The organism is Geobacter sp. DSM 9736, from assembly GCF_900187405.1.
Taxonomy (GTDB): domain Bacteria; phylum Desulfobacterota; class Desulfuromonadia; order Geobacterales; family Geobacteraceae; genus DSM-9736.
In genome coordinates this window covers 683,733-702,042 of record NZ_LT896716.1, presented here as the reverse complement: position 1 = coordinate 702,042, position 18,310 = coordinate 683,733, and the positions used below count along the sequence as shown (strand labels likewise).

Genomic DNA, 18,310 nt, shown 5'->3' with positions numbered 1-18,310 from the left:
TCTATTCGCAATGGGGGTGGCGTGCATATTGCTCAGCCTTTTATGCACGTTACGTGCTGAATAAATGTTCAAATCTTCGGAAAAAGGGTTTTCGCCACCACCGCCCCCTTACACGTACGAAAACAGCACCAAGACAGTTAATTAGTTACAATTAACCGTCATATAACGTACAGTGTCTGGCAGTTTACGTACACATACATTTACTTAATCTAATTATTATTACTCGCATGGTTCATCATACGGAGGAAATCTTGGAATACCTGCTCAGGCTTCTATCCAGAAGCTGTTTTTGTCTGGCAGTACTCATACCGCTTATCGGTTTCAAGGCATTTGCAGCCGATACTACTCCTCCCGTAACCTCCCCAATACCCGCAATGGGAGTCTACGCTACGACCCAGGTTGTGACGCTTGCCTGCTCCGATGCATTCGGCAGTGGCTGTGCGACCACCTTCTACTGCCTCGGCACCGGCTGTAACCCGGATTCGATCTACACCGGCCCGGTTGAGATTTCATCATCCTCGCATCTCAGGTTTTATTCCACAGACATCGCTGGAAACCCCGAACCCGTCCGCACTCACACCTATTCCATAAACCCGGCACTTGCCTATCGTTTCGAACGACTTTGGCCGCAATTGCCACAGTCCTTCTACTTCAATGCGCCCCAGGCCGTGGCGGTGGATATATCGGGAAATATTTTCATCCTCGACACGGGCAACAACCGTATCCAGAAATTCGATGCAGGAAATCATTACATAACCCAGTGGGGGTCGTACGGCAGCGGCAACGGTCAGCTCAACCAGCCGCGGGGCATAGCCGTAGACGCAGCAGGGAACGTATATGTTGCGGACACCAACAACAGCCGAGTCCAGAAATTCGATGGAAACGGCACATACCTGGGGCAATGGGGGTCGTACGGCAGCGGCAACGGCCAGTTCGTACAGCCGCGAAGCTTGGCCATAGACTTCACCGGCAACATATTCGTTGCCGACACAGGAAACCACCGTATCCAGAAGTTCGACGGGAACGGGACATATCTTTCCCGCTTCGGCTCGTACGGCAGCGGCAACAGCCAGTTCATCCAGCCCCGTGGCGTGGCCGTCGATCCTTCAGGAAATATTCTCGTAGCCGACACCGCCAATAGCCGGATCCAGAAATTCGACGGAAATGGTGTCTATCTCGGGCAGTGGGGAACATCTGGTAGCGGCGCAGGACAATTCAACTACCCGCAGAGCATAGCAGCAGGAGCAGGCGGCGTATATGTACTCGACGCGGGCAACAACCGAGTCCAACAGTTCGACGGCAGCGGCGTCTATATATCCGAGTGGGGTTCCTATGGCACGGAAAGCAGCCAGATGGACTTTCCCTCAGCAATCTCCCTGGATTCGACCGGCAGCGTTTATGTTGCTGATGCGAACAACAACCGCATCCAGAAGTTCGATGGCAACGGCACGTACGTGACCGAATTCGGCTCCGGGGGAAGCGGTGACGGTGAATTTCGAAACCCGCGCCAAACTGCGGTTGATGCGAGCGGCAACGTATACGTGGTCGATTACAGCAACAGCAGGGTGGAAAAGTTCGACACTAACGGAAACTTCATTACACAGTGGGGTTCGGCCGGATTTGACAGTGGACAGTTCACGACTCCTGAAGGTGTGGCTGTCGACCAGAATGGCAACGTGTATGTCGCGGATACGGGAAACCACCGCATCCAGAAATTCGACGGCAACGGCAATCCTATAGCAGAATGGGGCTATTACGGCAGCGGGCCTGGGGAATTCAGCTATCCGGAGGGAGTGGCCGTTGATGCCGCCGGAAACATCTTCGTCTCCGACACCTACAACAACCGGATTGAGAAGTTCGACAGTACTGGTGCCTATCTTTCCCAATGGGGAACGTACGGTAGCGGTAACGGCCAGTTGAACCAGCCGAGAGGGCTTGCAGTAGACGGCGGCGGCAACGTATATGTAGTAGACTACAACAACAGCCGCATCCAGAAATTCGACGGCAGCGGAAATTACCTCGCCCAGTGGGGATCGTCAGGGCGCGGTGACGGCCAGTTCAGTAACCCCAAGGGAATAGCGGTTGACGGCACGGGATACGTCTTCCTTGTGGATACCGGCAACAACCGGGTGGAGAAGTTCGATGCAAGCGGCCGCTATCTGACGCAGTGGGGAAGCCTCGGCTCGGGCAACGGCGAGTTCAGCGCTCCCCAGGGGGTGGCCGTTGACGCCGCAGGCAACGTCTTCGTAGCCGACACCGGCAACAACAGGGTCCAGAAGTTCAACCTCGCCATCTCCGTGCCCGGCGCACCTGCGGCAGTCTCGGCTATCTCCGGAAACGGGCAGGCAACGGTAAGCTTCACACCACCCGCCGACAACGGCGGCTCCCCCATCATCTTCTATACGGTCACTTCAAACCCCGGCAACGTAAGCGCCACCGGCACGGCCTCCCCAATCACCGTCCCAGGCCTTGTCAACGGCACCACCTATACCTTCACAGTCACCGCAACCAATGCAGCAGGCGCAGGAGCTGCTTCGGCACCATCATCCCCCGTAACCCTGCAGCTGATGCACCTGTTGAGCGTATCGGTCACAGGTAGCGGTGCCGTTCACTCCTCCCCCGCTCCAGACATCAACTGCTCGGGTTCCTGCTCCCAGGCCTATGTCGAGGGAACTACCGTAACCCTCTCCGCTACACCTGCAACCGGTTACACCTTCGGCGGATGGAGCGGGGCATGCAGCGGTACCGGGGCATGCAGCATAACGATGGACCAGCCGAAGAGCGCTTCGGCGACCTTCGTTGCAGACCTTACCCCTCCCCAGACAACAGCGTCACCGGGGGCCGGCACCTATCGAAGCGCCCAGAGCGTAGTTCTTACCTGCACCGACGGCGAAAGCGGCTGTGGGGCGACCTACTACTGCACAGGCAGCGGCTGCACCCCCACCACCCCCTACAGCGGCCCAATCCCCATTGCCGCCACATCGGTCCTTCGCTTCTACTCGACCGATCTTGCCGCAAATGCGCAGGCCGTGCAGACTCTCCCCTACACCATCGATCCCGCTCTGGTTTACGCCTTTCAGTACCTCTGGGCGCAGACCCAGCCGCAAGGGGTGGCGCTGGATGCATCCGGCAACCTCTACGTTGCCGACACCACTAACCACCGGGTACGCAAGTTCGACTCAACCGGAACCCTTCTCACCCAGTGGGGGAGCTTCGGGGCAGGAAACGGCCAATTCGACGCTCCTCAGGCAGTCGCGGTGGACGGATCGGGGAACGTCTTTGTGGCCGACACCGGCAACAACCGGATTCAGAAGTTCAGCGCTGCGGGCGTATATACGGCTCAATGGGGCAGTCTAGGCTCCGGCAACGGACAGCTTTCAGGCCCACAGGGGATAGCCGTCGATGGTACCGGGAACGTGATCGTTGCCGATACCGGCAACAACCGCATCCAGAAGTTCAATGCAAGCGGCGGCTACCTTGCCCAGTGGGGAGCATCGGGAACGGGAATCGGGCAGTTCAGCGGCCCTCAGGCAGTCGCGGCGGACGGGGCAGGCAACGTCTTTGTTGCCGACACCGGCAACAACCGCATCCAGAAGTTCAATGCAAGCGGCAGCTACCTTACCCAGTGGGGAAGCCTCGGCTCGGGCAACGGGCAACTCTCGGCTCCACAGGCAATCGCAGCGGACGGTGCGGGGAATGTCTTTGTCGTGGATACCGGCAACAACCGTGTGGAGAAGTTCGACGCAAGCGGCCGCTATCTGACGCAGTGGGGAAGCCTCGGCTCGGGCAACGGCGAGTTCAGCGCTCCCCAGGGGGTGGCCGTTGACGCCGCAGGCAACGTCTTCGTAGCCGACACCGGCAACAACAGGGTCCAGAAGTTCAACCTCGCCATCTCCGTGCCCGGCGCACCTGCGGCAGTCTCGGCTATCTCCGGAAACGGGCAGGCAACGGTAAGCTTCACACCACCCGCCGACAACGGCGGCTCCCCCATCATCTTCTATACGGTCACTTCAAACCCCGGCAACGTAAGCGCCACCGGCACGGCCTCCCCAATCACCGTCCCAGGCCTTGTCAACGGCACCACCTATACCTTCACAGTCACCGCAACCAATGCAGCAGGCGCAGGAGCTGCTTCGGCACCATCATCCCCCGTAACCCTGCAGCTGATGCACCTGTTGAGCGTATCGGTCACAGGTAGCGGTGCCGTTCACTCCTCCCCCGCTCCAGACATCAACTGCTCGGGTTCCTGCTCCCAGGCCTATGTCGAGGGAACTACCGTAACCCTCTCCGCTACACCTGCAACCGGTTACACCTTCGGCGGATGGAGCGGTTGTGATATCGCCCAGGGAAACTCATGCACCGTGACCATTTCGCGGGCGACATCAGTATCGACCCGCTTCGACCCCATCCCCTCCTTCGGATTTGTTGCAGTTGCAGGAGGCTCTTCTCACAGCGGTGGTGTAAAGAGCGACGGCACCGTATGGATGTGGGGTAAAAACGGCAGCGGTCAGCTCGGTGACGGAACCATGAGCAACAGATCGCATCCGGTGCAGGTACCCGGCCTTTCCGCCGTTACCGCCATATCGCTCGGCTATGACCACACAGTCGCCCTCAAAAGCGACGGAACCGTGTGGACTTGGGGATGGAACGGGAACGGCCAGCTCGGGGACGGAACAACAGCGAACAGGACGCTGCCCGTCCAGGTACCGGGACTTAGCGGGATCGCCGCCATTGCCGCCGGCTACGACCACACCCTTGCACTGAAAAACGATGGAACGATATGGGCATGGGGATGGAACGGTGACGGCCAGCTCGGAGACGGAACCAACACGATCCGCCATACACCGGTCCTGGTAAACGGAATATCGGGAGTAACTTCCGTCGCTGCCGGAGGGTATCACTCAAGTGCCCTAAAAAACGATGGCACTGCCTGGAGTTGGGGCGCCAACGATTACGGTCAGCTGGGGGAGGGAAGTACTACTGGCAGCCTGACTCCGGTCCAGGTCAGCGGGTTGTCCGGAATTACGGCCATCGTCGCAGGAGGAGCTCATTCCGGGGCTCTCAAGAACGATGGGTCTGTATGGATGTGGGGATGGAACTACTACGGACAGCTGGGGGACGGAACCAACACTGACCGGAAAAGACCGGTTCAGCTTACGGCTTTGACGGGAGTGACCGAACTGGGCGCAGGCTACAGCCACACCGTAGCGAAAAAGTTCGACGGCACCGTCTCCACCTGGGGATGGAACTATTACGGGCAACTGGGGGACGGAACCGCCACGAACAGCAGGGAGCCGCTCCAGGTACCCGGTATTGCCGCAGTTCGCGCCATAGCTGCGGGTGGCTACCATACAATGGCCATCGTTACTGACGGCACCCTCTGGGGATGGGGGGACAACGGCACCGGTCAGCTGGGAGACGGGACCGCCATCGGCAAGCGCAGTTTCCCGGTGCAGGTCGATATTTCAGTGAGGCTCTCGCGTCAGGGGCAGCCGGATCTCTTCTTCCCCTCTTTCTCGGCGGCCCTTGCGGCGGTGCCGCAGGATAGTCTTGCCCTTCTAACAACCTGGCAAAAACCCTATGTGGAAAGTATCACAGTCGACAAACCCGGGACGACGGTCACCATCGGTTCGGCCTTCGATGCCTCCTACGCCGAACCTCTCGGGCCGACGGTGCTCAAAGGGACAGTAACGGTGAAGAGCGGCACGCTGATCTGCGACAATGTCATGATCCAATGAACAACGCCCCCGGGCCGGGACCTTTACCCGACTCGGGGGCGTTCGTTTATCGGAAATGGCGTCTCACGGTTTGGCGTAGTGCGGCGACTGTGCCTCCAGCGCAAAAGCAGGCTGCAGGAGTTCGTCGATCTCGGAGCTGCCCAGAGTCTCGTGGGTAAGGAGCTCGGAAACCAGGAGCTTGAGTGAATCCATGTGCGCCAGCAGAAGATCTCGGACCTCGGAGTATGCACCCGTTACGATCGACCTGATCTCCGTATCTATCTCCACAGCCGTTGCATCGCTGAAGGATTTCCTTCCCCCCTCTCCGGAAGCCGGGTCCTGATGGCCGAACGCCACTGGACCGAATGCTTCGGACATTCCCCATTCAGACACCATTTTCCGCGCCACATCGGTCGCGCGGGCGAGGTCGTTTCCCGCGCCGGTGGTCGTCGTACTGAAGACAAGCTCCTCGGCGGCCCTCCCCCCCATCAGCACCTTGATGTGGGCGACCAGCATCTCCTTCGTGTAGCAGTGTATATCCTCTTCCGGAATCTGGACCGTGACCCCAAGCGCCCTCCCCCGTGGAACTATCGACACCTTGTGCACCGGATCGCACCCCGGCACGAGGCGAGCCACCATGACATGACCCGCTTCATGGTAGGCGGTGCTGAGTTTCGACTTCTCCGAGAGCACCATCGACTTCTTCTCCACCCCCATCATAACCTTGTCCCTCGCCATGTCGAGATCCGTCATCTCCACGAGAGGCTTGTTGGCTCGGGCTGCCAGTATGGCTGCTTCATTCACTACGTTGGCGAGATCGGCACCTGAAAATCCTGGGGTACCTCGGGCGACAAGGTGCAGATCCACATCGGGAGCAAGGGGCACGTTCCGGGCATGGACCTTCAGTATCTCCTCCCGGCCCTTTATGTCCGGAGAACCCACTACGACCTGACGATCGAACCGCCCGGGACGCAGCAATGCCGGGTCGAGTACCTCGGGGCGGTTGGTGGCGGCGATGACTACTATTCCCGAGGTCACGGTAAAACCATCCATCTCCACCAGGAGCTGGTTCAGGGTCTGGTCCCTTTCGTCGCTTGCCCCGTTTCCTCCGGAATCACGCCTTCGCCCTACCGCATCGAGCTCGTCGATGAATATGATGCATGGAGCAGCCTTCTTTGCCTGAGCAAAGAGATCACGTACCCGGGACGCACCGACACCGACATACATTTCGACGAACTCAGACCCGGACATGGAGAAGAAGGGAACGCCGGCCTCACCCGCCACGGCTCGTGCAAGAAGGGTCTTACCAGTTCCCGGAGGGCCGACCAGTAGCACTCCAGTCGGCATCTTTCCGCCAAGCCTGGAAAACCTGAAGGGATCCTTGAGGAAGTCAACCGTCTCCATCAGCTCCCCCTTTGCCTCTTCGGCCCCCGCCACATCGGTGAACAGCGTATTGGTACGTGCACCATCTATACGCTTGGCCTTGCTGCGGCCGAACACGGCCATCCTCTTCATGATGAAGACAAGGGGAACAAGGAGCACCAGGATGAAACCGAGCTCGAACCAACGGATTTTTGCTTCGGCAGGGGTCGAGGTAAATTCTACGTGCCTGTCGAGAAGGAGTTTTGAGAGATCAGCATCGCTCGGCCGGTAGAGCTGGAACGATCCTCCCCCCTTTGCCTCCGCTGTGATGGAATCACCCTCCAACCTTACCCTTACGATCTCACCGGCACTCACCTTATCCACGAAAGCCGTATAGCTGATCCTGCTCGGTGCTGCATCGGCGTGGTTTCGCCACAGATAGACACCACCAGCGATGCCTCCGACCACTGCAAAGACTATAAGAAACTTGAACAGCCGGACATACCAGGAAACACTCATGATCACCTCTTTGAAATATACAGTACCTGTAGCGGAACAATTTCACGCCAGCACAGGGTACGACATGTGATCATGATTTTCTGTGACGGGGAGCACGCCGGAAACAATGATTTCCGGGAGTGAGGAATAGAAAGGTCATCTTTTTTCAAACTTGTTCAGGGGAAATCGGGAAGAAGTTGAAGGATCTCTTCACCTGTCAGGCGCCTCCGCGCCATGAGAGCATCCGCTATGATGACTACTGCGTCCCAGATGCCGCTATCGAAGTAGTGCTTGAGTGCGCTACCGATATCGACGACCACATTCTGGATATCCGACTCGGAAAGACCCTCGGAAAGGAGAAGGGCGTGATACCGGTCGATGTCGTGGGAAGCCTGCTCACGCAATTGGGGCAGGAGCGGTCCAAGCTCGATCCCCTTGCGGTAAAGATGCTCGCACTCTCCGAAAAACCCGCTGTACGCGATGAGGCCGTTCTCGAAGACGGTCGTCTGTATCTTGTGGAACCGGATCCCACCGGTGAGCCCGTGAACGGTGATATTCAGCTCGTCGTACTCCTCCGTTACATCGACACCGGTGTGGCTGATGAAGACTTCCGCCACGATGCCGCGGCGGATCATCGTCGCGACGACGGCATGAGCGGCCTCATGAATTGCCGACTGCTCGATCTTCGAGAATGGAAATTCCTTTTCCGAATGGAGGGAGTAAAGGGGAGAGATTCTCTTCCGACTGCCTATGTGAATAGCCTCCAGCCCCCCTGAAATCATGGCACCTCCCGTCCGGCTACCTGCTTCGCGGATGCCTAGTCGCTCTCACCCCGCTTCGGCATGAAGTAGCTTCTCATCAGTTCCTCCGGATCTATTCCCAAATCCTTTGTTCCGGGGTCCCTGCTGGCAAGAAAGAACATTACGCTTACCATCATCTCCATTCCATGATCACGGATGATCCCTTCGATGACCGAGCGCTTCGCCTCGCCGAATGCACTGATCATGGAGGCCATTTCTTCGGGGTTGGGCGCCATTCGGGAGCCCATGAAAACGCCGCTCCCCTTCACGCCAACAAAGATGGTGACCGAGCTGATTTCGGAATCTTCCGGAACATTCGACAGAAGCTGGGCCATCGGAATGGAACAGGTAAGTTCATTCTTTCTCATGGCATCCTCATCATGGAGACAAGGAAAATGTCTCCTTTTCAAGCTATTATAGAGGGTGCCGGATGATCTGCAATGACCTGGTCGATGGTTGCCTGCTTTTCGTTACCTGCTCGGGTTAAAATGCCTCAACGAGCTGAAGCAAAAGGCCCCTTCCGGAAAAGGGGCCTTTAAAGAACATTCACCTGTACTCGTACGCCGGCTATCCTACCTGGGAGCCGGACTCTCCTCTTTTTCCGTCGGCACCGGCTCCATAGCCTGCACACCTGCCTCCTTCGCCAGTTTGTCGAGGAAAGCCTGCGCTTTTTGCTGCTCGAACCGGGGCTTGAGGAGGGTGCGGATATACTCCTGTGCTTCCTCGTAAGGTGCCGTACGCTCCTCTGTCCGCTCATCCACCTTCAGTATGTGATAGCCGAAAGGCGTTTCGACAACCGGACTGACCTCCCCTGCCTTAAGGGCGAAGGCAGCTTTTTCGAACTCCTCGGAATTGGTTTTACCGGGGGTGAGAAGGCCCAGCTCACCTCCTCTGGGTGCTGAGTCGGCGTCATCGGACGAAGACTTGGCCAAAGCGGCAAAATCAGCTCCTTCCTTCAGTTGCTTAAGTATATCCCCCGCCCTTTCCCTGGCCTTTTCCTTCGCGGCCGGGGTAGCGTCCTTCGGAACTTCGATGAAGATCTGGCGCACCTTGACCATGGTCGGAAGAAGAAATTCCTCCTGGTGCTCGGCGTAATATTTCTTCACCTCCTCATCAGGCACGGTTATGTCGGCAACCACAACCTTCCGCAGGTACTGCTCGGCCAGAAACCCGTCAATTACATACCCAAGTTGCTCCTTTACCTCCGGCTTGCGGTCGAACCCCTCTTTCCGCGATCGGGCCGCCGCAGCCCTTGTGACAAGCAGTTGCCTCACGACCTGAGCGCGCTGCGCCGGATCCGACTGGAGCTTTTCAAGCGCTTCCGACGACTGGTATCCGACAATCCGCTCCAGATCGGCTTCACGCAGAACGAAGTCACCCACCTTCCCCAGAACCGGATTGATTTCTTCCGCAGATGTCGTGGCAGCTACAACCAGCGACACCGTTAATCCCAGCATCACGTTTTTGAGCATGTGTTCCCCCTAGATGTAGGTTGCATAGGAGCGGGTCGGGACAAGCAACCTCGCCCTTACCGGCATTGAATATCATCCGCCGGGGATGTTGCCAAGGAGAAAAATCCAACGGGAGGATACCCACTATTTTCTTTTAATGCGGAGAATATGGTGTAGAATCTGTGACATTGCACCTGAAGGAGGATCTACATGGGATTTACAATCACAGAAAACGTAACATGGGTAGGAAAGGTCGACTGGGAACTCAGAAGATTTCACGGCGAAGAATATTCCACTCACAGGGGGACGTCGTACAACTCGTTTCTTGTCCGAGACGAGAAAACCGTCCTCATCGATACCGTTTGGGCCCCCTTTTCCTCGGAGTTCGTTGAGAATCTCAGAAGGGAGATCGACCTCTCCAAGATTGACTACATCATCGCCAACCATGGTGAGGTGGACCACAGCGGAGCGCTTCCGGAGCTGATGCGCCTCATTCCCGACACCCCCATCTACTGCACCGCAAATGCAGTAAAGTCCCTCAAGGGCCAATATCACCAGGATTGGAACTTCAGGACCGTGAAGACCGGGGACCGCCTGAACATCGGGTCGAAGGAGCTCATCTTCATCGAGGCTCCCATGCTTCACTGGCCCGACAGCATGTTCTGCTATCTCACCGGAGATAGTATACTTTTCAGCAATGACGCTTTCGGGCAGCACCTGGCCACGGACCGTATATTCAACGACCTGGTTGACCAGGCGGAACTGCATCAGGAATCGATGAAGTATTACGCCAACATCCTGACCCCCTTCAGCTCGCTTGTTGTAAAGAAGATCACGGAATTTGCCAATCTCGGACTTCCCCTCTCCATGATATGCACGAGCCACGGAGTGATCTGGCGCGAAAATCCGCTTCAGATCGTGGAGAAGTATGCCCAGTGGGCGGCGAATTATCAGGAGAACCAGATCACCGTCATCTATGACACCATGTGGAACGGAACCAGACGTATGGCGGAGCTTATAGCCGAGGGCATAACGGAAGGGGACCAAGAGGTGGCGGTGAAAATCTACAACGTTGCCCGGTCCGACAAAAACGACGTAATCACTGAGGTGTTCAGGTCGAAAGCCCTTCTCGTCGGCTCCCCGACCGTCAATCGTGGCATGCTCTCCTCCGCGGCGGGGATTCTTGAAGAGATCAGGGGGCTCGGCTTCAGAAACAAAAAAGCAGCGGCCTTCGGGGCGTATGGGTGGAGCGGAGAATCTGTCAAGATGATCACGGAACGGCTCAAAGAGAGTGGCTTCGAGGTAATCAACGAAGGGCTGAAGCGCCTCTGGAACCCGGATGAGCAGGGAAATGCGGAATGCATCGCATTCGGTAGGGATTTCGCACAGCAGGTGAAATAGAGTCAATTCGTCCGGCTGGAAAAGTTATAAGATCGAGGGGGCAGGCCGCTACAGAAGCCTGCCCCCTTCCCACTTTTCAGGTGCTGCTGAACAAATCTCTCCTCGACAGGAACGGCGCGACCTGATCTGCGCAGTTACGGCATCACGTGCGCCTTCCCGGCCCGACCGGGTGGCGGTGACGACGGGTTTGCGCTCCTTCTTCCTGCTCCTCCCGAAGCTGTTCCACCATAAGGTGCAAGGCACGCTCGGGCAAAAGCCGCGCAGCAACAGGAAAAACCTGATGTTCTTCCCGCTCCGCATGAGCTTCGAAAGTCTCATCGAGCAATTCCAACTTTGTCCGCCATCGTCCCGAGTCGGGATCAAGGCGCTCCAGCTGCTGCAAAAGTTCCCTGATTACTTCATGATCAGCCATAGCATCATATATTAGCCCCGCCACCTCCCGGTATTCCTCCATCTTCCGGTAGAAATTCTTCTCCTCCAGCTCTGCACAGCGCAGGTAGGCGGCCTGCAGCTTGCCGAAAAGGTACTCCTTGTCGTTGGCAGCGCTGCTCTTCAGCTCGTCGATAATCCTCCTGACCGAGCGGTGCCCACTTGCAAGGCTGTCCAGGAGATCCACATCGACAGGTTCCTTCCCCTCGTGTAAAGCCATCACAGCCTCCTTGTCCCGCGGGGGTGGAAGTGCCGCAGAAGCCGGGCTTGATAAGCTATTCTTCAAAAAGCTTAATCCGACGCCAAACTTTTGCAAGCAACGTTGCCGTCATCATCGGTCATCAGCTGCTGCGAAGAGGCTGTCGGCAGTCACTGCAGAAGGGAAGGTCCGGCAGTGTTTCTCCTGCGGCAAACAGTTTGACTTCCCGTCCGGATTTACGGTAAATATTTCCTGATCCGAAACATCAGGGTGCATACGCGACAATACTAAACCACCCGCGAGGGTGGGGCGGAAAGCCTACAGGGTCTCACGAAGACAGCCGGGTTGCCGAACTATCACAAACGATATGGGGCACCCGGCTTTTCTTTATCTGCGCAGGAAATACACCTCAGCAAGCGGCCACCATTGGTCCAGAACCAGGGAGCGCATCAATCACGATGATCGCCGTACGACAACTTCCCCGAGGCATCCGCTGGGGAGCGGGTGCCATGGCCATATCGATCCTCGCCCTCATCTTCGCATCGCATTTGCTCAACGAGCCCATCCGCAGCTACATGGAGAAGGAGATGAACCGCAGCCTCAAAGGATATTCCGTAAGGCTGCCGGAATTACGGGTAAACCTGATGAGCCTATCGGTAACGCTGAAAGGTCTCACGGTATGCCAGGAAGCAGATCCGGATCATCCGATCGCACAATTCCCTTTTCTTCGCGCAAGCGTCCACTGGCGCGCACTTCTCTCCCGCAGGCTCGTGGGTGAGTTTCGTCTGGACCGACCGAAGGTGAGCATTAACCTGAAGCAGCTGCGCACCGAATCAGCCGATGCGGTCCCGATCAAAGAACGGGGATGGCAGCAGGCGGTGCTGGCTATCTACCCTCTCAAGGTCGATCTCCTCAGCATCAGTAACGGCGAAGTCATCTACCTGGATGAAGACACGATGCGCCCCCTTCACCTGAGCAGCCTGAACCTCAAGGCTACCAACATCCTCAATATAAGCGCACCTGAAAAAGTCTACCCATCCTCGTTCCATCTGGACACCTTCGTCTTCGGAACAGGCCGCGGCACCCTCGACGGCGTCGCCAACTTCTTCGCGGAGCCGCATCCGGGCCTCAAGGCCCGCTTCAAGCTGGACAAGGTGCCGATCGATCTGATCAAGCCGATCATCGCCCGGTCAAATCTTGCGATCACCGGAGGAGTTCTCCAGACATCCGGGGAAATAGAGTATGCCCCTACATTCAAGAGCGCCCACCTGGAGGATATGACGATAAGGGGCATGAGAATCGATTACATCCATACCTCCCGCACGGCCGCTGCCGAGAAAAAACGCGCCGCAGCGGTCCGAGAGACAGCCGGCAGGTTGAGCAATAATGCCGAAATTCGCCTTCAGGTGGATAAAATCCGGCTCGCCGGATGCACCATCGGGGTAAAGAACCGCGCTGCCAGTCACCCTTACCATCTCTATGTGAGTGATGCAAACCTCCTGCTCTCGAATCTCTCCAACCAGTTATCCCGCGAACCGGCCAGGAGCAGCCTGCGGGGGAGATTCATGGGGACCGGCACCACTACTGCCACAGCCAGCTTTCGTCCCGGAAAACGAGGGATCGAGCTCGATCTGCAAGTAAAGATAGAGGGGGCTCAGCTGACCGGCATGAACAACATGCTGCGGACCTATGGGGACTTCGACGTCTCCGCCGGCCTTTTTTCTTTCTACTCGGAGCTCCACATAAGGAATCAGCGAATCTCGGGGTACATAAAGCCGTTTTTCAGGGATATGCAGGTATATGATCGCCGTATGGACAAGGGAAAGAATGTCGGGAGCCAGCTGTACGAAATGATGGTGGCGGGGGTTGCTACTCTCCTGGAGAACAGGTCCAGGAACGAGGTAGCCACCAAAGCTGATATTTCGGGTCACCTGAACGATCCGAAGACCAGTGTATGGCAGATAGTGGGCCAGCTGTTCAAAAACGCATTCATCCGAGCCCTCATGCCGGGATTCATCAGCTAACGCGCAAAAAAAACCGGAGTCCTCAGCTGGACTCCGGCGCTCTTCGCTTACTACCTCCACAACGTATTAGAATGTAGCCCGCCTGTGGGTCGGGGTACGATGTTTGGGTTTGTCAGTCTTATCGAAGTCTGCCGTAGCTTCTCCTTTGGAAGCGACGTCACGGGCACCGGTCCGCTCCAGCAGATCTTTCGCGCGTTTCGTCCAGTCGGAATTGTCGGAATGCACCGACAGAAGGATACCCCCTTCCCTGATCATTCCCTCATACCGTTTCGCCTCATATTCAGGAATGCCCAGACCCACCAAAGCTCCGGCAATTCCTCCTACCGCTCCTCCTACTCCCACTCCTGCCAGCATTGAAACTATCGGCCCAGCTGCTACAAACGGGCCTATGCCGGGTATTGCCAGTGCACCGATTCCGGCCAACCAGCCCAGCGCGCCGCCTATGACCGCGCCCGTGCCCCCGCCGGCTGTCGCCCCTTCAGGAGCCTTTGTCTCTTTTTCGTGGGCAAATTCTTTTGTGCCGACATTCTCCGGAAAGAGTACCGATATGTCAGTGTTGCGGAACCCGGCAGCCTTCAACTCGTCCACCGCCAGCTCCACACTATCACGATTGGGATAAATCCCGAATACAGCCGTGTTTTTCCCTGCCATGACGTGTACCTCCCTGTTGCCTATCCCTTCGGGGCTTTTGCCCCCTCGTCTCCCCCTCCTCCGTGAAGTAATTCAAGCTATTCCTGAGATCCTACAGCTTCAGGAGAGCCCGGACAGAACAACTATAGCCTCTTTGATATATAAAAATTATATCACTTTGCCACCGCCATTCCGAGTTTTTCGTGGATGAGCCGATTCAGATAAAAAGATCGATCCTCGCCTCGACGAACCCCTTAAACGCCAAATTAATCTTTTCCCGCTGCTCCTCGGTAAGCAAATACGGGTGCCCTTTGCTGCACGTAAGCAGATCTTCGCTGTTCAACCGAGCATCTATGCAGATAACCTGTTCGCCGCAGTAGCGACAACTAAAATGGATGCACGAACGTCCCATGGCACTCTCCTTTTGCTCAGTATAGAAGCCGCATCGGATAATGAACAACCGCAATCGGAGTGGCAGTGAATGATGGGCAGGGAGTCCTACGGGGAACCAGGGGCATTGATCCGAGAGCTGCCTCTTTCCTGCAGCGAGCTGTGTGAAAGCGACCGTCTGTGCGGGTAAGGGCCCTGAGGAACTGCATCACAGATGCTTTCTATAGCGTCCAGATCGAGGGTTCTTCCAGCCAGGTCGCGAACGAGTTCCAGTTTCTCTTTGTCCTCTGCGGTTATCTTGGATACGTCATCGTGGATGATACGCAACAGTTCCGCCGTAGTGTGGCGTTGCGTGCGCATGTACGGTATCCGGCTCCGATCGAGGATACGCTGCGTGACGGCGTTGACCGGTATTATCCCCGGGATGATCAGGCCGACGATGCGTCTTCGATACTCCGGCATCATGTAAAGATGTGACAGGGTCACCAGAAGTTCGTCCCGATTGCTCGTCACGACAAGGAGCGATCCCTCCTTCAGGAGCTCCGCCACACGTTGAGGCGGTGCCGCGGCCACCTGCACATGATGGATGATACGACCGGCTTCCCGCTGATTCCCCACCAGGGGGAGCTCCAACAGCCATGAAATCCGGCGCAGGGTCGGGTTCGAGAGCACCGGCTCCCAGTCGAATCCGCTCAGGACGCCAAAAGGCTCCTCGGCCAGGGCGCGGCGCAGATAATCCATCATCCTCTCACGTTTCTCCGGAATTATCTTGTTCACGAGCAATGCCCGCACCTGAACCTGTTCCTGCCTGAACAGAGCCAGCCCCATTTGCACTTCGTCGACGACTTTCCCCAGCCCGCCGCCGGCCAGAAGCATCACTGGAACATTCAGCAGCGACGCTATACGTGCATTGGACAGCTTCATCACCGATCCCACACCCGGATGCCCCGAACCTTCGATGACCATGAAATCGCAGCGCTTCTCGATTTCCGCGCACGAGCTCATGATACGATCGATCAGCGCATCCGTCGATATCTCGCCATCGACCATCCTGTGGGTCGTGTCCGGATATATCACCACCGGCGACATCCACGGGAGTTGGCGGCGCAGACCGAAGACTTCGGCCATAAGCGCAGCGTCCTTGTCGACGAACATCCCCCGTGCGGAAACAGGTCTTGCGCCGAACGGTTTCATGAAGCCGATCCGCTTGTACTTCTGCCGCCCAAGGTGCAGCAAGGCAAGGCTTGTGACTGTCTTCCCGCAGTGCTGCCCGGTGGCGGCGATGAAAATCTTTCTGGCCATGGCACCCCTTTCGTGCGTAACACTATAGTAAAAGGTTACGTTGCCGGACGAAGGAGTCAAGATGGGCGCGGAAGGCGCTGCGGCAATGGAAGAAGGAGGAAGGAAGGGATGATTACGGAGATCGGGAGCAGTATTTTCGGCAGCTTGTTATTCGACAACCGAGACAAGGGCAGTTGCCTTTATGGTCGTCTCGGAGGGATCAAGGTGCATGAAAGGGCGAGCCTGATACGCACGGCGGACAACGCCGCCGGAGTGGTCGAGAAGGGTTCGAAGCCTGTCGTGGTTGACCTGATGGGTGACCAGTGAAAGGGCCGTTTCGGCGGTAAACCAGCTGACTTCCGGGCTCTCCTCACTGGGGGTGAGGTCTCCGCTGCGGTATCTGCCCATGAAACCATAAATGATCGCTGGAGGGTGGCAAACCTTCGACCAAACCGCTGCCAACGGCCCCGGTTCCACCGTCGTGCCAGTCTCTTCCAGCACCTCCCGGCATACGGCTTCGGTCAACGATTCTCCAGCCTCCACCCTGCCCTGGGGCAGCTCCCAGCCTCTTCTGAAATGCCTGATCAGCAGGACATCGCCCACAGGATTCCTGACGAGGCAGGTGACAACTACGGTCTGGTTTTCTTCACCCATTGCTTCGATCCTGGAGGCCGGGACTCTGTAGCGGCCCCGTCGAGCATTGTTTTGCTGAGCAAAACGTGGTGCAAGATTAGCAGATGCAGGTTGGATTGTATAGTGATTGTATCACCAGCAGATGCTTAGTAAAGCGTTCTAATCCGGACATTTACCTTCCAGATGGTGATGCAGTAGTAGAGCTTACCGCTGTTGGGTTCGCAACCGTTCGTATTCCCCGTAGTCGGGTGATTCCGGCCTCCCGACCTTTTCCGCCGGAGTCGTCTGCAGATCATTGCGGACCCGGAAGCCCTCATACATCCCCTGACGAAGCCTTTCAGAGCTGCAGCCTGTAAGCATCAGCAACCACAGGGCCACTAGCGTGAGTTTTCTGCTGTTCACGGTGGAGCCTCCCAAACAAATAGAATACCTGTTATTTCTCATCGATGGACCGGCCAGCCAAAAGCTCAAGAGGCGCCTCAAGCGTTTCCCCGGTAGCCGTTACGTAGAGAGTTCCGCCGGTAATCGTCACATCCCAGCTGACCGATCGCTCCAGCCCGGCCGCAAGCCGCCTCACAACGTCAAAATCTAGTCCTATGACCGTTACATTCGATGCCGGGCGAAGCTTCCCAAGTTGCTGTTCGTCCCAGCGGAAGCGGTTTGCGGCAGAAGCCAGAAGGAGGACCCGGCCGGCATGGCGCGCCGCCTTCAGGAGCCGCTCCGGTTCCGGCGTCCCCACCTCGATCCAGAGAGCCACCGGGTCATCGCTCTCTTTTACCCATAAGTCGGGCTCGTCCCCGGCGCATATCCCCCTGGTGAAGGCGAGTCCTGGTGTGTAGCAGACGGCGTACGCCAGAAGCCGCAGCACAAGCCGCTCCGCGGTTTCAGACGGATGCCGGGCAACGGTGGTTTGTAAAGAGTCGTAGATACCGCAATCGACGTGAGAAAGCTGGATCGAGGCACGGTAAATGGTGGATGGTAGAGCCATGGGCTTGGTTATTTCCCCGGGATCGTGATGCAGAGGCACTGTGCTTCGGCATAGACGGTCTCCCCGCAGAAGATCCGTCCATGCACCATGATCTTGCGCCCTTCTGCCGAAACCACCTGGCTCTCCACCGTTACCACTTTCTGCAAGGGGAGCATGGCACGGAAGCTCACGTTGAGGTTTCCAACTACGATGGGATACCCTGCCGCCCATGCGGCCAGCCCCAGCGCCTCATCCATCACTGCGGATACAGCGCCGCCGTGTGCATGGCCCGGTGGGCCTTCGGTTTCGGGGCCGAACCAGATACGGGCATGAAGATGCTGCTCGGCATCACGGTAGTAGCGAACACGGAACCGGTTACCTTCAGGCTCACCCGAGACGAAACGAAGCGATTCACCGACCAGTGACGGCGCATCGAACTGAACCCAGCCGGTCTCACCGCTCAGATCCACTGCCGGACCGGGAGAGGCGGATACTTTTTCCACTGCACTATTTCCCACGGACTCTTCT

Annotated in this window: 15 protein-coding genes and 1 riboswitch; of the genes, 3 read left to right on the top strand and 12 right to left on the bottom strand. The window is 57.2% G+C overall.

Going from position 1 to position 18,310, the window contains the following annotated elements:
• The first annotated feature begins 251 nt into the window (after positions 1-251).
• Positions 252-5,738, top strand: a complete 5,487-nt coding sequence (locus CFB04_RS03255) for a 6-bladed beta-propeller (protein ID WP_172825428.1) — start codon at positions 252-254, stop codon at positions 5,736-5,738.
• 63 nt (positions 5,739-5,801) lie between these two features.
• Here CFB04_RS03255 and ftsH read toward each other — a convergent pair whose 3' ends face one another.
• The 4 genes from ftsH to CFB04_RS03235 form a co-directional block, all read right to left on the bottom strand.
• Positions 5,802-7,598 carry an ATP-dependent zinc metalloprotease FtsH gene (gene ftsH / locus CFB04_RS03250; RefSeq protein WP_088533946.1) on the bottom strand — a complete coding sequence of 599 codons (1,797 nt, stop codon included), beginning with the start codon at positions 7,596-7,598 and terminating at the stop codon, positions 5,802-5,804.
• A 155-nt stretch (positions 7,599-7,753) separates the two neighbouring features.
• On the bottom strand, positions 7,754-8,359 hold the full coding sequence (locus tag CFB04_RS03245) for a hypothetical protein (protein WP_088533945.1): 606 nt from the start codon (positions 8,357-8,359) through the stop codon (positions 7,754-7,756).
• A gap of 35 nt (positions 8,360-8,394) precedes the next feature.
• Positions 8,395-8,745, bottom strand: coding sequence for a hypothetical protein (locus CFB04_RS03240; protein WP_088533944.1), 351 nt, complete (start codon positions 8,743-8,745; stop codon positions 8,395-8,397).
• Positions 8,746-8,949: 204 nt separating this feature from the next.
• Positions 8,950-9,849, bottom strand: coding sequence for a peptidylprolyl isomerase (locus tag CFB04_RS03235; RefSeq protein WP_088533943.1), 900 nt, complete (start codon positions 9,847-9,849; stop codon positions 8,950-8,952).
• 189 nt (positions 9,850-10,038) lie between these two features.
• Here CFB04_RS03235 and CFB04_RS03230 point away from each other — a divergent pair, with 189 nt between their 5' ends.
• On the top strand, positions 10,039-11,229 hold the full coding sequence (locus tag CFB04_RS03230) for an anaerobic nitric oxide reductase flavorubredoxin (RefSeq protein ID WP_088533942.1): 1,191 nt from the start codon (positions 10,039-10,041) through the stop codon (positions 11,227-11,229).
• Between the two features lie 142 nt (positions 11,230-11,371).
• Here CFB04_RS03230 and CFB04_RS03225 read toward each other — a convergent pair whose 3' ends face one another.
• The gene (locus CFB04_RS03225) at positions 11,372-11,878 is read right to left on the bottom strand and encodes a hemerythrin domain-containing protein (RefSeq protein WP_088533941.1); all 507 of its coding nucleotides are present in this window, start codon (positions 11,876-11,878) and stop codon (positions 11,372-11,374) included.
• 255 nt (positions 11,879-12,133) lie between these two features.
• Positions 12,134-12,210: riboswitch (cyclic di-GMP riboswitch) on the top strand.
• Between the two features lie 156 nt (positions 12,211-12,366).
• Between CFB04_RS03225 and CFB04_RS03220 the strand changes: the two genes are divergently transcribed.
• Complete coding sequence (locus CFB04_RS03220) at positions 12,367-13,881, top strand: DUF748 domain-containing protein (RefSeq protein ID WP_157698699.1); 1,515 nt, start codon at positions 12,367-12,369, stop codon at positions 13,879-13,881.
• A gap of 66 nt (positions 13,882-13,947) precedes the next feature.
• Here the strand turns inward: CFB04_RS03220 and CFB04_RS03215 are convergent, their stop codons facing one another.
• The 7 genes from CFB04_RS03215 to CFB04_RS03190 form a co-directional block, all read right to left on the bottom strand.
• Complete coding sequence (locus tag CFB04_RS03215; RefSeq protein ID WP_088533939.1) at positions 13,948-14,532, bottom strand: quinol:electron acceptor oxidoreductase subunit ActD; 585 nt, start codon at positions 14,530-14,532, stop codon at positions 13,948-13,950.
• A 196-nt stretch (positions 14,533-14,728) separates the two neighbouring features.
• On the bottom strand, positions 14,729-14,923 hold the full coding sequence (locus CFB04_RS03210) for a hypothetical protein (RefSeq protein ID WP_088533938.1): 195 nt from the start codon (positions 14,921-14,923) through the stop codon (positions 14,729-14,731).
• A gap of 86 nt (positions 14,924-15,009) precedes the next feature.
• Positions 15,010-16,203 carry a phosphotransacetylase family protein gene (locus tag CFB04_RS03205; RefSeq protein WP_088533937.1) on the bottom strand — a complete coding sequence of 398 codons (1,194 nt, stop codon included), beginning with the start codon at positions 16,201-16,203 and terminating at the stop codon, positions 15,010-15,012.
• Positions 16,204-16,350: 147 nt separating this feature from the next.
• Complete coding sequence (locus tag CFB04_RS03200; protein WP_088533936.1) at positions 16,351-16,836, bottom strand: NUDIX hydrolase; 486 nt, start codon at positions 16,834-16,836, stop codon at positions 16,351-16,353.
• A 183-nt stretch (positions 16,837-17,019) separates the two neighbouring features.
• Complete coding sequence (locus CFB04_RS17765; RefSeq protein ID WP_157698698.1) at positions 17,020-17,217, bottom strand: hypothetical protein; 198 nt, start codon at positions 17,215-17,217, stop codon at positions 17,020-17,022.
• Positions 17,218-17,248: 31 nt separating this feature from the next.
• Positions 17,249-17,803: a YaeQ family protein gene (locus CFB04_RS03195; RefSeq protein ID WP_088533935.1), complete on the bottom strand. Its 555-nt coding sequence runs from the start codon at positions 17,801-17,803 to the stop codon at positions 17,249-17,251.
• Positions 17,804-17,811: 8 nt separating this feature from the next.
• Positions 17,812-18,300, bottom strand: coding sequence for a PaaI family thioesterase (locus tag CFB04_RS03190; RefSeq protein ID WP_088533934.1), 489 nt, complete (start codon positions 18,298-18,300; stop codon positions 17,812-17,814).
• Positions 18,301-18,310 lie beyond the last annotated feature (10 nt).

Bases quoted from the DNA above. Each gene is read 5' to 3' on its own strand.
- ftsH (WP_088533946.1), bottom strand. From the start codon at position 7,598: ATGAGTGTTTCCTGGTATGTCCGGCTGTTCAAGTTTCTTATAGTCTTT.
- CFB04_RS03245 (WP_088533945.1), bottom strand. From the start codon at position 8,359: ATGATTTCAGGGGGGCTGGAGGCTATTCACATAGGCAGTCGGAAGAGA.
- CFB04_RS03240 (WP_088533944.1), bottom strand. From the start codon at position 8,745: ATGAGAAAGAATGAACTTACCTGTTCCATTCCGATGGCCCAGCTTCTG.
- CFB04_RS03235 (WP_088533943.1), bottom strand. From the start codon at position 9,849: ATGCTCAAAAACGTGATGCTGGGATTAACGGTGTCGCTGGTTGTAGCT.
- CFB04_RS03230 (WP_088533942.1), top strand. From the start codon at position 10,039: ATGGGATTTACAATCACAGAAAACGTAACATGGGTAGGAAAGGTCGAC.
- CFB04_RS03225 (WP_088533941.1), bottom strand. From the start codon at position 11,878: ATGGCTTTACACGAGGGGAAGGAACCTGTCGATGTGGATCTCCTGGAC.
- CFB04_RS03220 (WP_157698699.1), top strand. From the start codon at position 12,367: ATGGCCATATCGATCCTCGCCCTCATCTTCGCATCGCATTTGCTCAAC.
- CFB04_RS03215 (WP_088533939.1), bottom strand. From the start codon at position 14,532: ATGGCAGGGAAAAACACGGCTGTATTCGGGATTTATCCCAATCGTGAT.
- CFB04_RS03210 (WP_088533938.1), bottom strand. From the start codon at position 14,923: ATGGGACGTTCGTGCATCCATTTTAGTTGTCGCTACTGCGGCGAACAG.
- CFB04_RS03205 (WP_088533937.1), bottom strand. From the start codon at position 16,203: ATGGCCAGAAAGATTTTCATCGCCGCCACCGGGCAGCACTGCGGGAAG.
- CFB04_RS03200 (WP_088533936.1), bottom strand. From the start codon at position 16,836: ATGGGTGAAGAAAACCAGACCGTAGTTGTCACCTGCCTCGTCAGGAAT.
- CFB04_RS03195 (WP_088533935.1), bottom strand. From the start codon at position 17,803: ATGGCTCTACCATCCACCATTTACCGTGCCTCGATCCAGCTTTCTCAC.